This window comes from Pirellulales bacterium, from assembly GCA_035939775.1.
Lineage (GTDB): Bacteria > Planctomycetota > Planctomycetia > Pirellulales > DATAWG01 > DASZFO01.
The window spans coordinates 1-15,119 of record DASZFO010000268.1; the positions used below are offsets into that span (position 1 = coordinate 1).

Below are 15,119 nucleotides of genomic sequence, written 5' to 3' on the forward strand. Positions count from 1 at the left end.
CCTTCGCAAAAATGTCGAAGTCCTTGAATTCATGCCCCTGGACCTTGAAGGAAAACACCCGCTGGCCGGCGCCGGTAATACCTTCGTAGGTCTCCGCAAAGTAGAGCTTCGCGAGATACTTGCCATTGGGAACCTTAGAAGAGAAAGCCGTCATCCCCCAATGCTCGCTTGTGAATAAGCCCGGCTCCTTTGTTCCCGTCGCTCCCGTGGCCGACCCAGCGCCGGCGGCGGCACCCGCAGTGGCAGAAGGCATCTTGCTCTTCCAGATCGTGTTGCCAGTCAGCTTATCGAGCGCCACGATTAATGCGTCTGGGCCGCCCGGCGTGCAGATGACGTGATCGCCATCGACGAGCGGCGATTCCCGGTAGCTCCACATCGGAACCGCTCCACCAAAATCCTCGGTCAAACTGCGCTGCCAGACGATTTCCCCGTCCTTGGCCTTCAGGCAAGCCAAGCGTCCTCCCAAGCCGAGGACATAGAGCCGGTCGCCGTCGACTGTTGGCGTGCAACCGGGGCCTTCCTTCGCCTGCGGCCAGCGCTGCTGGAACGCGGCTCCCAGAGACTGCGCCCACAGTTCCTTCCCCTCCTTTTCGGAAATCGCCCAGACGACTTCTTGATCGCCGCGGTTGCTCATGCCGAAAACATGTCCGCCGGCAATCGAGGGTGCGCTGTCGCCTCCACCTAGCCCCTTGATTCGCCAAGCAAGCGGCGGCCCTTCGGCCGGCCATTCTTGGAGCAGGTCTTTCTCCTTCGACATCGCATTCCGGTCAGGACCTTGCCATTGCGGCCAGTCGGCGGCGACAACCGCATTCCAGCGAGGGCTGGCGGCCAGCGCGGTCGCTGTTAAGACCAACACATGCAAAGATTCGCCAATACGACGGCAACGTGGACGCAACTTGAGGATCTTCATGATTGAACTCCAACGGCGTGAGGAGGATAGATGGCAAAGTCTCGAAACTGTGCTTCCAGTTCAGCGTGCGACTGGTTGCGGGAGGAGGGCCGGGTAAAGGTCACCCTTCACCGAAACCGCAGACGTGTAGAATGGAGAAAAGTCCATCGCACCAGGCCGTCATCTGAAAGAAAATCGTTCTCGACCCAGATTTTACGGGTTCGCGCGGCCAGACGATATGACAATTCTCGAAGATCCTTGAACAATCCTCCAAATCGGTCGATGCGCCGTGGATAAGGACTCAAACGGCTCTATGATGGCGAAAGAAGGATGATCAACCAATCGCAGAAAAGGCTGACCCGATGCGGCTTCAACAAGACGAACTTGCAGCGCGGATTTCGCAGGCGGTGTCAAACGACGGCGTGTTCGAGGTACAGCCCGGCCTCCATTTGAGCAGGTTTTCACAACCTACAGGACCCGTGTATGCGTCTCTCCCTCCATCGTTCTGTGTCATTGCTCAAGGCGCCAAGGATGTCCTGCTCGGCGCTAACTCGTTCCGTTACGACCCGGCTCACTATCTGATTACGACGGTGGAGTTACCACTGGCCGGGACGGTTGTCGAAGCTTCACGGCAATTCCCGTACCTGAGTTTGCGACTCGTGCTCGACTCCACGGTGGTGACGTCGATGATGGTCGAGTCGGGCGATATTAGTCAGAGCGGCGGCGATGGCGGTGTGACTGCGGTTGGCGTCAGTCCATTGGATGCGGATCTTTTGGATGCCTCGTTGCGCCTCGCACGGCTCGCTGCAGTTCCGAACGACTACCGCGTGGTGGCTCCGCTTGTGACCCGCGAGATCGTCTATCGGCTGCTAATTGGTCCTCAGTGCAACCGACTTCGCCATCTTGCAAAGTTCGGCGGCCAGGCTCACCGAATCGCGCGCGCGATTCAGACCATTCGAGAGAGTTTTAACCAGCCACTGCGAATTGAGGACTTGGCGCGGATCCTCCATATGAGCGGGTCTGGGTTCCATGCGCATTTCAAGGCCGTGACCGCAATGAGTCCGCTGCAGTTTCAGAAACAATTGCGTCTCCAAGAGGCACGACGGCTGATGATCAGTGAGCAACTCGACGCGGGGCAGGCAGGCTTCCGAGTTGGCTATGATGACGCCTCGCAATTCAATCGTGAGTACAAACGCCAATTTGGCGAGCCGCCAATGCGCGACATCGGACGCCTTCGCGAGCAAGTAGTGTTGCAATGAAACCGGTTACATCGTGTAAGGACTTAGTGCTGGCACAGAATTCGCCACGGAATCGTTGCGGCCGGCACTCAAGGGCGTAAAATGGGGAAGTTCGCCAGAATTCCTACACGCCCGGTCGACAACACCCGCCTTGGGTCGGAAAAGGGGGAAAGTCCCCGGCGGTTCTCGGATATGCTCCAAGTTGGCAAGAAACGGCAAGATCGCGCTTTTAATCGCGCCGCCGGCGCGGTCTATCCCGCCAGCCGCGCGATCCGATTGAACGGGATCACGTCCGGCACCTCGTCTTGGCATCGGTATTGCATGACATAGGCGTCTTCGGGAGTGTCGTCGTAAAACTCGCGAAGCACCGAGACGGCCTTGAAGCCGCTGTTGCGGAAAAAAAGCTGGGCCGACAGATTTGTCTCGCGGACCTCGAGCAGAATTCGGCTGCGGCGCTGCTGGGAGAGCTTGCCGACCAGCTTGCCGATCATCTGCGTGCCGACTCCCTGCCGGCGGACGTGGCCTGCCACCGCGAAATTCAGAATATGCAGCCGGTTCTTGTGCAGCTCGTAGATCATGAAACCCACGACCTGATCGTCCAGCTCGGCTACCATGCCGATGCAGTTGCGCTGCCGCAAACAACGGACAAAATCCTCTTCGGACCAGGGGAATTCGAAGCTCTCGGTTTCAATCGCCAGGGCCTCGATCATGTCGCGCCGGATCATCCAGCGGATATGGATGCGGACTTCCGATTTGGATTGGGAACTCACAGCGGCCTCCTTCCTTGTAGGCACGTTGCTTGATGCACTCCAACGGCGTCGAATCCGACGCGGGGGGATACGGTAACAAATGCCGCCCTCCCTGCCAAGACGAACTGACGACCGCGGCAAATCGCGGGTTTTTCTGGACCCGGCAACGATTGCGATCAAACTTTGGGCCGCTGGCTCGACGCCGGCGCGGTCACGACCGAGCTTCGGCCGCGAGTCATCCTCGGCGGACCAGGGGCGAAAACGTCGCGGCGCGTCCGTTTTTCCCAATATGCGAACCCCAGGCTGGCCGCGATGATCGCAATGCCCACGACGCTCGGCGCGAGCCACAGCCACCAAAGGACGCCGCCCAGCCCGGCGATCCAATAGGGCCAACGCACCAACGCCTCACGAAATCCAGGGCGACCGACAAGCCAAAACGCGGCTGCAACCGCGATAGCGCCGACGAGCGCGATCAGCAGGCGCGTCGCCAGACCGTCCACCGATTCCGCCGAATACGTGACCACCAGCAGACCGTCTGAACCGGTGACGGAAAACATGGCCGCTCCGAGATCCTCGTCTTCAACCACCTTCCAAATATCGGTTGCCTCATCGGCCACTCGCTGCTTTCCAGAGCGATCATCGAAAAGGGGTTGCGTTCCCAGCTTGCGGGCCAATTTGGCCTCTGCCTCGTCGACCGAATGGAGCACAGCATTGGCGGCTGGATCGGCCATAGCCGCAGTGTTGCGCGCCCGCTCTCGCTCGACGGCGGCGCGGGCGGCCAAATATCGCCGCGCCCAGGGCGCAAATATCTCCGCGATCGGTTGCACCGTCTCATCCGACAACACGGAGGCAGCCGAATCGAGCAGGCTTGACGCGGCTTCCAATTGAATGATTTCCCATTCGAGCGGCGAAACGGATTTAACGCGTCGTTGGCCTTCCTTTGCGACGGCGCCGGGTGACCCGGCTAGGGTCCAAAGCGTTTGATCGACCGAATAGCCGAGCAGCGATGGGGCGCGATACGTCCGTGTCGCCGACTCGAACTCGCCGGCCGGTCGATCGACGAGGAAGACAATTTCAATCCGCTGCGGCAGCTTGCCGCCGCCGGCCGAAACGCTCCATCGATTCCCTGCGATCCGTTTCAATACGGCCGGTGCGTCATTCGCTCGCACCTGGAGCAGATGATCCTCGGGCGGCATCTCGAGCAGGCAACCGGTCGCTCCTGCCGATTCCAGGTCGAACGCGGCAGTGCCAAAGCCGGTTTGGTCGCTCAACGACGTCACGCGGATGTCCGCCAATCGGACTCGTGGTCGTTCGATCGCTTTTTCGATCGATTTCAGCGTCGCCTCGAAGCTATCGCCGATCACCTGACAGGTGCGATAAACTTCCATTCGGGGCGAATTCGGGATGAAGCTTCCCGGCAAGGGTTCGACGTTCAACCCGCGCTGTTCCCAAGCGAGCTGCTGCTCGTTGGAATTCGTGGGCAGCAGAACAAATCTTCGCAATGGTCCGAGGCCGACCGGCCGAATGTCGGGCACCCGAAGACGCTGCCCCGCGGCTACGGCGACCGGCCCGCTCAAGCGAATGTGCTGGGTGCCGATGAGCGGCTCGGCCGGCCTCAGAACGAGCTGCTTGCGGCTCTCGCCCGGCACGTCCACCATTTCGCTCGCCATCGTGGGGCTGATTTCCGTCGCGGCACTCCACTGTGCTGGAAGATCGAAGCGCAGAGCGTCCAGCACTCCGCCGGAAATCTTGAGATCGAGATCGACCGCCGCTGTCCAGGTATCCCCCCCGCGGCGCATCGTTGTCCGCTCGACTCCGGCGATGTGTGGTGCATTTGGCGTGATCTGCATCGCGACCGGCGCCGCGGTCGGCTTTCCCGCAAGACAAGTCACAACCCGCTGGACTGCGAGCGCGCTGGCATCGAGCAAGCCATCACTGAGCGCGCGCTCGATGGCTTGCTGCGAATCCTTCTCGCTTTGCTCGCTGAGTCCCGAACGATTGCTCAGCGTCGCCAGCACCTCGGAGTTTCGGAACGTTAGAATCGTCCTGGCATCAAGATTGCATCCGTCGGCGCGGAGGTCGGGGAGCTGCACGATCTTTCCGATTGGATACGGCATCCAGCCGCGAACCAGCAGCCGATAGCGCTCGGCCGGGGGCCCCGGCAAAAACAACGTGACGCCGCCGAGCACGCCGCGCGACCAGCGGAGCGGGCGATCCGCGGCTCCGTCGCGAAGCAGGGCACTTTCCACGTTGAACTGCCGCGGAGCGGAAAGGTGGAGTTGATAGATCGAGCCCCCTTGGACTGTCAAATCGGTCATCCAAGTGGCGCGGATCCGGTCATGTTCGAGCGAAGCCGTTAGCTCGTCGCTCGATGTCAACTGCGGCTGGCGCGGGTGAATCGCGAGGTTGCAGCTCGTCTCGCCCTCGGGAAGCTGAAACGCCAATTGAGGTTTGCTCTCCGCCGCGCCCCACGCCGACAGAAAGTCACTGACTGGAATCGACTTGATCGCGCCGATTTGCTTTTCGTTCGTTTCGAGCGGCGATTCAATCGAAACCGCCAATCGCCGACTGAGAATTCGAGCGCCGACGACGTCGAGCTTGGGCAAACGCAGATTGCCGATGCCTGATGTGTCGGTCAACAGAAATGACACTTTGAATGCGACTTGATCCACGATCGGCGTCGCCAACCCCAAGTAGATCGTCGTGTGCAAGTCTCCGGGTTCCGATCGCACTTGTGCGATGGGAGACCCGCCCTCCAACGGCAAACGGCGGAGCCGCGGATCAGCGAGCAATTGCACCTGCAGCAACTTTCCTTCGGCGACGCGAAAACTAAACCGCGTCTCGAGCACGACGGACCCGGGCCGAATTCTCAGCCACAGAAGTTCATCCACGTCGGCCACCGGCGGCTTCGACTCCGACCGCGCGGCTTCTCCACAGCGAATACTCAGGCGATCGGCCGGCCCCAGTGATCCAGTAATCCGGCCGCTGCGAATGTCGCGCGTGAGATGCCCTTTAGCCGACGGTATCTCGACCCGCACGTCGTTCGGATAATCGAGTTCCAATCGAGAAATCGGCAAGGAAGGAATGGACAGGTCGATATCCGTCACCGAATTGACCGTGCGCGGCGAAGGTCGAAACGTCAACGCCAGATGATGTCGCCCCGGCAGCGGAACCTCGATCGCCAGGCTTCTTTCCGAATTCTTCCATTCAAACTGTATTGCGCCGTCATCCAGCCGCACGCCATCGGGCGCGAGGTTCGTGCCCTCGCCGCCGAACGGGATTTGCACGTTCGCCCGAGGACGAAATGTCTCCAAATCGAAATCGGCAGTCCAGTCCCCTGTCGGCGCCACGGTTTGCTGCGATTCACGCGCTAGTCGGCCGCGATAGGCCGCAGATGCGATTAGCCAATCTTGTTCGGGCGCGGCGGCTCGGCCCGCGCGACGAACTAGCTCGTCATAGAACGGCTCGGGGACGAGGTAGTCATTTCCTTTTGGATGCTGTTGGTCGTCGGTGGGGATCAACACGTCATAAATGGCCGCGTTGGGCGCCGCATCAACCGGCGGGATGGGCTCTGCCGACTTCACGAAGCCTGGCCCGGCGATCGACACCAGCAGCACGATCGCTGCCACTTGCGAAGCCGACGCGCCGACCCGTTGCGCGGGTCTACCGTCCGCCGATTTCAATTGCCAGCGACCGCCGATGGCGAGCAACTCGATCAGCCAGCCACACACGATCCCCATCCAGACTCCGGCGCCGATCGGCGTGAAGCTGTCGGGAACCGTCAACGCGACGACCGTGGCGACCACGAATACGGCGCCCTTGACTTTGAGGCTTAGCCCCTGTTTCCGCGACACAATCAGGGCCGAGAGCAAAAAGAATGCGCAGCCCAGAGCCACGATCGCGTCGTGCCGCACTAACCAAATTCGCTCCGGCCCCGAACCAGCCGATTCCAAGCGATACACGGTCCAGCCAACATGATCGATGGCTTGAGGGTCGATCGCGGCATCTGCCCAGGGAAGCATCAATTCGGGAAGGCCCCAGACTTCCGCCGGCACGAATCTCGATGAATTCCCCGCTGCCGCCGATCGCAATTGCTCGCGAAGAGGCCCGGGAGCAGCGCGACGGCAGACGCTTGGGATCGCAGTCGAGCCAACACCGCCCCAACGCGAGGCGACGCTCCTGGTCGTCAACAGAACGGCGTCGGTAGCGACCAGCAACGTCAAATCGGCGTCGTCCAGGATCGATGCGCCGCGATCGCCACTGGCGTCGGCGGAGGGGAGTAAAGTTTGCGGAAGGATTCCGATGTCGGCCAAAGACGGCTGGTCGATCAGAAACGGGACCGCTTGGTCCTTCTCACGACCAACAATCTCCGTTCGAACCTGTGCCAACACCTCGCCCCAGGTCATGCCGCGCGTCTCGGCGGACGACTGCGGCCGTCTTTGGAGCGCCGAGAGGCGTTCGATGATCTGCTGGGCATGAACCCAAGCTGGACCGCGCTCGGACACGGAACTCGTCAGATTTGTCCAGTCGTCAGTACTAAGCGGATCGAAAACCGCTTGTCCGGCTGGCCGTCCCAGCGGCCCGAATAGCCGCTGGCTCCAGGAAGGCGCTGGGGCGCTGGTCGCGTCGTCGTTGGAATCGCCGCGAATCAACTGAAAGTTCGGCGGCAGCCAAAGGTTTACACGGCGCGACAGTACTGGCAAATCGATCGCCTCAGGAAATTCCGCGGTTTGCGGTGAGACAATCGACAACGGTGGGCTCTCGGCCGCCCATTTCATGACGACCATTGTAAATCGCCGCCCGACCGGCAAGCGGAGTTGAATTCTTCCTGCTATGGCGTCTGATGCCGTGGTCGATGCAAGCGCTCCATCGATCCAGGCCGCGTGGAACATCGTCCCGCGCGGCATCTGAAAAGAAACGTCTGAGCGCCCGCTGTTCTCGATCCACCAGCTTGCCATGTGCTCGCTATGGCCGGCTGTCGAGTAATGCGAATCCAGCCGCGCCATCCAGACCCACGCACCGGGAAGCGATTTTCCCGGGCCGATCGTCAGACTGGGGAGCGGATCCGTCGCAGCGAGAACTGCTTCCTCTTGCGGTTCGTATTGAAACGCGGCCAAGGTCTGCGTCCAGCGATCCGCGGGCGCTGCCGGAGTTACAGCCGGTTTCAGGCGCCGGTTGTCGATCTCGGGGACATGCTCGGCGACCGAACGAATTTCGACCGTCGCATGTTGGGCCGTCGCCTGCACGAATCCGGCCAGGGAAATCGGCGTCGGAGACTCGAGCGGAATCGTCCGCGTCGCTTGAATCTTGAACGGCTGGGAGCGCGGTTGACGCCAGGTCAGTTCCCAAACTTCACCGGCTGGAAACCCCATGCCGGCTTGCGAATCGGCCGACAATCGTCGCGCCGAAATCAGTTCCGCGTTTTCTGGATCTGGATCCTGCCTGTCGCCAAGCATCGTCCAGCGAAGTGCCTCGGATCGAGCCAGTGAGAAATGCACGAGCAGGCGATCGATTGCGGCGGACTGCGGGGCGCAAGTCAGCGTATAGGATTCGGTGAGCGAATCGTCGGCAACCTTCAGGAGAATATGAATTTCCCCGGAGTGCTTCGGTGTTTCCTTTCCAACCTTGACGGCCAACGCGGCCGCCCCCCGGTCCGCGACAAAGACGGTTCCACCAATGCTCGGGCCGAGGAGCGCGGCGTCGGCAGGTTCAAGCCGATCGGGGTCCAGGCGACCCAGGTTTTCCGCTCCGGCAAGCTGCAGCCGATAGGGCGCGGCGGCGCGAATTGCCACGAGCCGCCGTCCGACTTTGACATCCTGAAAATTAAGCAACTGCAAGTCGTCGGCCTTGAGCGTCTCGCCGAGCGGCGATCGCCGCCAGCGTCCCGTCACGGTCAGTCGCAACGAACGATCGGCGCGAACTCCCCTCGTCAGGCTCACGGTCAGTCGCGCGGCGCCGCCAGCCGGCGGATCGACGCTCCAATTTGCCACGTTCCCCGACGGCGCCGATTCGACCGAGTCGATGATCCACGACGGCGGGACGGTCGCAGCCATTGAAAAGCATTCGCCGTTCCGAGCGGTCACGTCGACGTTCGAGCGACCCGTGATGGTCGTACCGCGCACTTCGATCACCGTGCCGCTTTGGATTTCAATCCGATCGGGGCGCCGGGAGAGCGTGATGTTCACGTCGGCGTCGGGCCGAAAGTATTGCAAGGTGATCGCTTCCCCTTGCTCAGGACGCGGCAACGGCTCCTGCTTTGTCTGCCGGCAGCCCGAGGTGCGAAGATCGTTCAATTCGAGCGGTGACGCCGTTAGAAGCGTTGCGGTCCCCTCCTGCCACAACATTTCAGACGTCGCCGGCTGGATCGAGGGAAGCCTCCCACCGCTGGGCAGCGGCGCCACGGCCCCCAGCCGCACGGTCCGGCCGGCGCCGCGCAGCGGCTCCGGCAATTGCAGCACGACGCGCCGGTGGCGCGCGCGCAGCGGATTGAGCAAGCCCAGATCATCAAGGACGAATTGGACCCGCTCGAAGGCCAACTGCAGCAGACCGTGGTCCGTTTCGGGGGTGGTCTCTTCGGACCAGGGAATCTCCGCATCGCCGTAGCGTGCCGTGACCAATGTGAGGGACGAGTCGAGATCAAGGGGAATCTGCCGGATCGGCTCGCCGAGCACATCCAGTTTCAAATCGGCCGATAGCTGCAACCCGCGCGGCGAAAAGTCGTAAATCAGGTTTTGGCGAACGAGCGTGAGCGGACGCCGCTCGTGGACCAGATCGCGTTTGGCAACGCGGAGCATGGACAGATTCTGCCCGCCGAATTCGATCAGCCAGCGGCCAGTCGCCGGATGGCTCGCGGCGGCGGCTTGATTTGGCCGTTCCGCGCCGACCGGCCGATCATCGATCGGAAGCGGCGTGATAATCGCCTGTTCCGTAGTCGGAACGTAGTCCTTCGGCAAGGTGAGCCGAAGCTTATTGCTGGGGCACTGTGGCAGCCGCAGCGCAAAGGCCAGCGCACCTCCAGCTTCAGCTTGGCCGCGTAACGTCCAATTGAACTGCAGCCGGCCCGATTGTCCGACGCGCATCGCCAGCTTGCCGTCAGCGCCGATCCCCCAGGAAGGCGACTTATCGTCATTAAAAGAGTCGCCGGTCGCGGAGCGTCGGGCGGTGGCTGGTGCCGCTGCCGAGGCGCCGGAAATATCATTCGCCGGCTTGGTCGCCGTTTGAAGACTCAAGGATTCCGCGGAACCATCGGCAATCCATCGGGGCGAATCGATGGCTAGGCTGCAAGGATCGAGGGACAGCAGCCCTGCTTCCTTCCGGAAGCTCCGGATTTCGAGCGTCGCGCGTCCGCCGACCAATTCATTTTCAGTCAATTCAGCCTCGTAAACCGCGCGGACGACCTGCGCTTCGGATGGCGATCGATCTTTCGTCGTGGCTCGCTTGGCGCGGTCCAACATCTTCTCGAATTCAACGGCATCGAGCGGCAGGTAGCGGAGATTTCCGCGCGGCCAATCATCGATCCGTGCTTCGGGAACGAACACACGCCGGAAACGCAGCGGTGGTTGTGGCGCGGGCTTGTTTTCATCGGGCGATCGAATCGTCGATTGGGCCGCCGTTTCGCCGAATGCCGACGCGGCCTTCTCGGCCCCCGACGCGGGCTGGTCGACGGCGAGGGCCGCGCTCGGCGATTTGTCGTCGGCATGCGAAACCCCAGTACGGCACCAGGCGACCGCGCCGACGCAAACAATACCGGCTACGGAGATAACAGGACGAAGTCTCATTCTTCCCCGATTTCGCTCTGGTGGTCGCGATACGCGGCCTCGTCGTCAGCGGAGACTTCGACGGCAATCGATGCCGTGGTCGTCGCGGCATCGCGTTCGTCCGACGCCCGATAGGCAAGCCGCTTGGAACTCCGCTCGAGCGTTGGCGAAGCGGGCGCCCGTGCCGTGCTCTCCGTTATGTCGCCGGGCCGCCCGACCAACCGTCGGAGCATAAGAGCCAGCACTGCCAGGCATAGCCCGACGCTCGCCGCCTGAGCCAACAGCACCATCGGATCAGGCCAGATGAGGACCGCGATCAGCAACATGACCGCCGCCGCCAAGATCACGCGAGGCGAGCGCAGCGGAGGAACGTACATCAACGCTAAGCCGGTGAGCAACATCCCCAACGAGGCGGTAAGCAGCAATAGCCAGCGCCGCACGATGACAACCTCGAATCGCGTCTCCGATCCGATGCTGCTGAACAAGTAACGATTCGTGCGCTTGGGGAGTTCGTCGCTAAACTTGGCGGAACCCGCGGAGTTCGCCGCGCCGGTGGAATTGTCCGCCGCCATCAATCCAACCCATTGTTCTAATTGCCGCTGCTCCTTGACGGGAAAACGCTCAAACCCCAAACCATCGTCGCGCCAGGCCCAATTGAACTCGGCAGCGAGGTCGCGCGAGGCGCTGAGCAGGTTTTCATCCACCGGCACCACCAACTGCCAATACGTCCTCCGGACTTTGACCTGATGGTCGAATCGCGGCGTATCGAACGAGAGCCAGCCGTTGGGGGCGCTGCGCGCTTCAAATTGATAGCGAAGTTGTAAAAGATGTTCGCGCCGGACCGCGTCCGTCGGCAGACCGACAACGATCGCGCCCTCCGCATCCATTGTCGGAGCGATTTCCTTTCCGTCCAATGCGGCCTCCACGCCGCTGGCCGCGATCCCCGCGGGAAGCAAGACTCGCAACTGGTCTTCGTCGCTGGTGAAGTTGTACACTGCTCGATCCTGGCGCACATTCTCGGTGAGCCAGCTTTGAATCCACGCGCGATCGATGTAGGTCGCGCCCATGGTCCGCCCTTCATCGAGGCTGAGTGCCAAACGCAGCTCGGGTGCGGCCTCGGGTGCCGCCAAATGCAATGCCGGTTGCGGCCCGGGCGTATTCTTCGCTTCCGTAACACTCCACGGGCCCTCGCGCTGCTCGAGGCGAATTCCAGCGTCCGCGACCAAGCTGGCCGTGTTCGCCGTGACTTGAGCGTCGGTCGGCGTCACCATCGGGATGGCAAGCGAAGTGCTCGATGTTGCCACAAGATTCTGCTGAGGAAGCGTGAAATGAATCTCGAGACGGATCGGACCCGTCGTGAGTTGCTTAAGCGGCAGTTGGACGCTGCGCCTCTCGACGGCCGGTTGCTCTCCCAACTCATGCGCCTCGACCGTTTCGCCGCCAATGCTGAACCTGAGTTTTCGCTCATCGAACAGGCTGCGCGGAACCTCGACCGAAAGCCGGTCCAATGGCTCGTAGCGGACTTGATAATTCAGAATCTGGGTCACTTCGATCTGATGAACCCGCAACGCCACTTCGCTATCCATCTCGACCGTCACAGACTGCGGATGCACCGTGAAGTCCGCGGCGAATTTAGCTCGAGCTTGCTCGGCGCGGTAACTGAGCGGCGCGGTTTGGAATTCAGCCGAGGAAGCAACGCCCGTCGAGCGGCTCAGACCAACGAGATTCTCGGTCTGCGGCGTCAATTCGACGTTGTCGGCCGAAATGACGGTGACTTCCGCCGGACCGAGCACGTCCGCGTGCGGCTCCGGAAGAGTCCATTCGATCGCTTTCATTCCCGAGGCATTGCGGCGGTGAGCTTTAAGCGTCAGTTCCAAATCGCCCGTAGAAGGCTGGGCGAGCGGGATTGAAATCGCGCCCGCTTGCCCCGACGATACCGAGTTGGCGTCGATCAGGTTTTCGGGCTCGATGGAGTCGATTTCCCAACCGGGCAAATCCATCTCGAGCTTGAACAACCGCGCGCCGCGAATCGCGTATTTGAACCGCGCTTCCAAATCGGTCCGCTCCGGCCCGACACGATACGTGTACTGTGGCTCGACGCTCACCCGCGTTTTGCGGGGAACGACTCGCGTCGTCAACGAACTTGGCTGACCGAAATACTCGAACCCCGCCACGACATTCTTGCGCCGCAAGCCGTCGGGCAGTTCATCCACTTGCCGCACGCGCGTCCGTTCGCCCCAGACGAGCTGCCAATCGCCGGAAACCGCCACCGCCAGATTGCCCCACTGCCGGTGCGCGATGGCTTCGGGAATTTCGAACCCGGCCAATTCCAATATCTCGAACCCCTTGGTCACGTCGTAAGCTCGCTCCGTTAGCAATCGGATATCGATCGGCCCTACCGTCTTATGGTCGAGCTTGACCTCGACCAGCGACGCGTTTTGCCCGACCGGTGTGAGCGTGTAGCCGGCCTGCTGCCCGCCGGTCAGTTGCGCCGCTGGCGGGAGTCGAACCCGAAAATGGTCGAACTCCGCTCCAAAGCTCCGCACCGTAAGCGTCGCCTCGCTGCTGACGCTGCGGCCGTCAATCTTGACGAACATTTGCCCGTTGGCTTCGAGGGCTGAAGAAAGGCGAGAGGCTGGCTGATCGGGCGCCCGCCAGGCGAGCCAGAAGTCGCCGCTCACGCCGAGGACCGAAAGCTGGCTCCCAGTTCCGTCGGCTGCGATTTCCGGCAGGGAATCACCTGGCGCGATGGAAGCCGCCACGTTGGCGGTTGGCACGCGCAGCGTGAACTTCGAGGCGGCCGCTCGCGGTAACGCTAACTCCAGGCGGGTCTCGCTTGCGGTCGAAACCAGCGGCACGAGAAACTTCAGAGTCAACGCATGCTCGCCGCGCGGACTGCCGCGCAGCCAGCAGACGTAACCGTCGCCGTTCTGCTCGTACTGTAAGAACTCGTCTCCCGATCCCTTATAGCCGGCCGGCTCGCGCAATGCGCACTTGTTCATCCGCAGTGGGATTCGCACCCATTCGGAATCGAGCAGCAAGATTTTTAGCGCTACGGTCAACTCGGCTCGATCGCCAACCGTCGCGCCGCTGATGCTCATCTGTTCCAAGTTGTAGCGCGGTTTGATCTCAGGGCGATCGAGCTGCTCCTTGAGGCGGTAATACTTGATGAAGTCGTCGTAGGAAAACCCGGGGACCGGAATCAGCCGGTTGTCTTTGTCGCGAATGTAGAAAACTTCCGGTTTGACCTCGCCTACCGAGGCTGGAGCAGCCGGTTCGGCCGGCGGCGGCTGGCTCGCGGCCGGCTTCGCCAGGGGAACCGGCGGCGGTTCGTCGGCCCGAGCTGCGCAACTGGCCGCCAACAGACCAAAGAGCAGAAATACCCAGTTTTTTTTCAAGCAAGATCGCAAAACTGCCGTCCTCTGCTTGGCGCCGATCCGAAAACGGCCGGGGACTGCCTCCCGATTGTTGGGCCCCGTCGAAACCACGGACCACCGCCCATCGGGCGCGCTAATCGAGTCGCCAGAATAGGCGCTGTTCCAACCCTCTAGTCTACCCAGACCGACGCAGTCACGGAAGCGTTATCCCGCTCCATGAAAGATGCGGACAGCAAAGGACTTTCATGCCCACGGCCAGAGTGCGCCGAGCGTCTCACGCTGAATAGCGGTGAGCCGCTCGATTCCTTGGCGGCCGAGCGCGATGAGTTGGGCCAATTCGTATTCGGAGAACGTGGCTTCTTCGCCGGTACCTTGGATTTCGATGAATTGGCCCGCGCCGGTTAGGACGAGGTTCATGTCGAACGCCGCGGCGGAATCTTCGCTATAGTCGAGATCGAGGAGCGGTTCGCCGGCGACGAGGCCGATGCTGACGGCCGCGACGCTCGAGGTCAGGACGCGGGAGAGGAGCGGCGGCGCGTTCGCGGCGAGTGACGAAACTGCCGCGATGCTCGGCGCGGCACCCTCACCCCGGACCTCTCCCAGGGGGAGAGGGAGACGTCGCGCGGCTTCGCCGCTGAAAGAGGATTGCTCCGGCGCGTTGGGCCCTGCCGGCGCTTCGAGGGACACTAGGGCATCGACCAGGGCGATGAACGCGCCGGTGATGCTGGCAGTGCGGGTGCCGCCATCGGCTTCCAGAACGTCGCAGTCGACGAGGATCGAGCGCTCGCCGAGCGCATCGAGATCGGCGACCGCTCGCAGGCTTCGGCCGATGAGCCGCTGGATTTCGGTCGTGCGGCCATCGAGCCGGCCATCGCGCTCGCGCTTTTTTCGCGGGCGGGTGCTGCCGGGGAGCATGTTGTATTCGGCGGTGAGCCAGCCGCGCCCCTTGCCGGCCATCCACTCGGGCACTTTCGGATCGATCGAAGCCGTGCAGAGCACTGTTGTCCCTCCGGCTTGAATTAGCACGCTTCCCGGTGAGGATCGCGTGAAACCGCGCGTGATGCGGATGGGGCGAAGTTCGCCAGGTTGGCGGTTGTCTTTGCGCATGT

The 15,119-nt window shown here is 61.9% G+C and carries 6 protein-coding genes; 1 reads left to right on the plus strand and 5 read right to left on the minus strand.

Going from position 1 to position 15,119, the window contains the following annotated elements; all coding sequences use genetic code 11:
• Positions 1–856, minus strand: an 856-nt coding sequence (locus VGY55_16715) for a PQQ-binding-like beta-propeller repeat protein (GenBank protein ID HEV2971621.1), incomplete at its 3' end; no start/stop codon positions are given.
• A 395-nt stretch (positions 857–1,251) separates the two neighbouring features.
• Between VGY55_16715 and VGY55_16720 the strand changes: the two genes are divergently transcribed.
• Positions 1,252–2,148: an AraC family transcriptional regulator gene (locus VGY55_16720; GenBank protein ID HEV2971622.1), complete on the plus strand. Its 897-nt coding sequence runs from the start codon at positions 1,252–1,254 to the stop codon at positions 2,146–2,148.
• 230 nt (positions 2,149–2,378) lie between these two features.
• Here the strand turns inward: VGY55_16720 and rimI are convergent, their stop codons facing one another.
• The 4 genes from rimI to rph form a co-directional block, all read right to left on the minus strand.
• Positions 2,379–2,897, minus strand: coding sequence for a ribosomal protein S18-alanine N-acetyltransferase (rimI, locus tag VGY55_16725; GenBank protein ID HEV2971623.1), 519 nt, complete (start codon positions 2,895–2,897; stop codon positions 2,379–2,381).
• A 155-nt stretch (positions 2,898–3,052) separates the two neighbouring features.
• Positions 3,053–10,654 carry a hypothetical protein gene (locus VGY55_16730; GenBank protein ID HEV2971624.1) on the minus strand — a complete coding sequence of 2,534 codons (7,602 nt, stop codon included), beginning with the start codon at positions 10,652–10,654 and terminating at the stop codon, positions 3,053–3,055.
• Positions 10,651–14,031, minus strand: a complete 3,381-nt coding sequence (locus tag VGY55_16735; protein HEV2971625.1) for a hypothetical protein — start codon at positions 14,029–14,031, stop codon at positions 10,651–10,653. The genes VGY55_16730 and VGY55_16735 overlap by 4 nt, the downstream gene beginning before the upstream one ends.
• A 222-nt stretch (positions 14,032–14,253) precedes the next feature.
• Positions 14,254–15,117, minus strand: coding sequence for a ribonuclease PH (gene rph, locus VGY55_16740; GenBank protein ID HEV2971626.1), 864 nt, complete (start codon positions 15,115–15,117; stop codon positions 14,254–14,256).
• Positions 15,118–15,119: the final 2 nt, after the last annotated feature.

Excerpts from the sequence above, each read along its gene's own strand:
- VGY55_16720 (HEV2971622.1), top strand. The coding sequence starts at position 1,252 with ATGCGGCTTCAACAAGACGAACTTGCAGCGCGGATTTCGCAGGCGGTG.
- VGY55_16730 (HEV2971624.1), bottom strand. The coding sequence starts at position 10,654 with ATGAGACTTCGTCCTGTTATCTCCGTAGCCGGTATTGTTTGCGTCGGC.
- rph (HEV2971626.1), bottom strand. The coding sequence starts at position 15,117 with ATGCGCAAAGACAACCGCCAACCTGGCGAACTTCGCCCCATCCGCATC.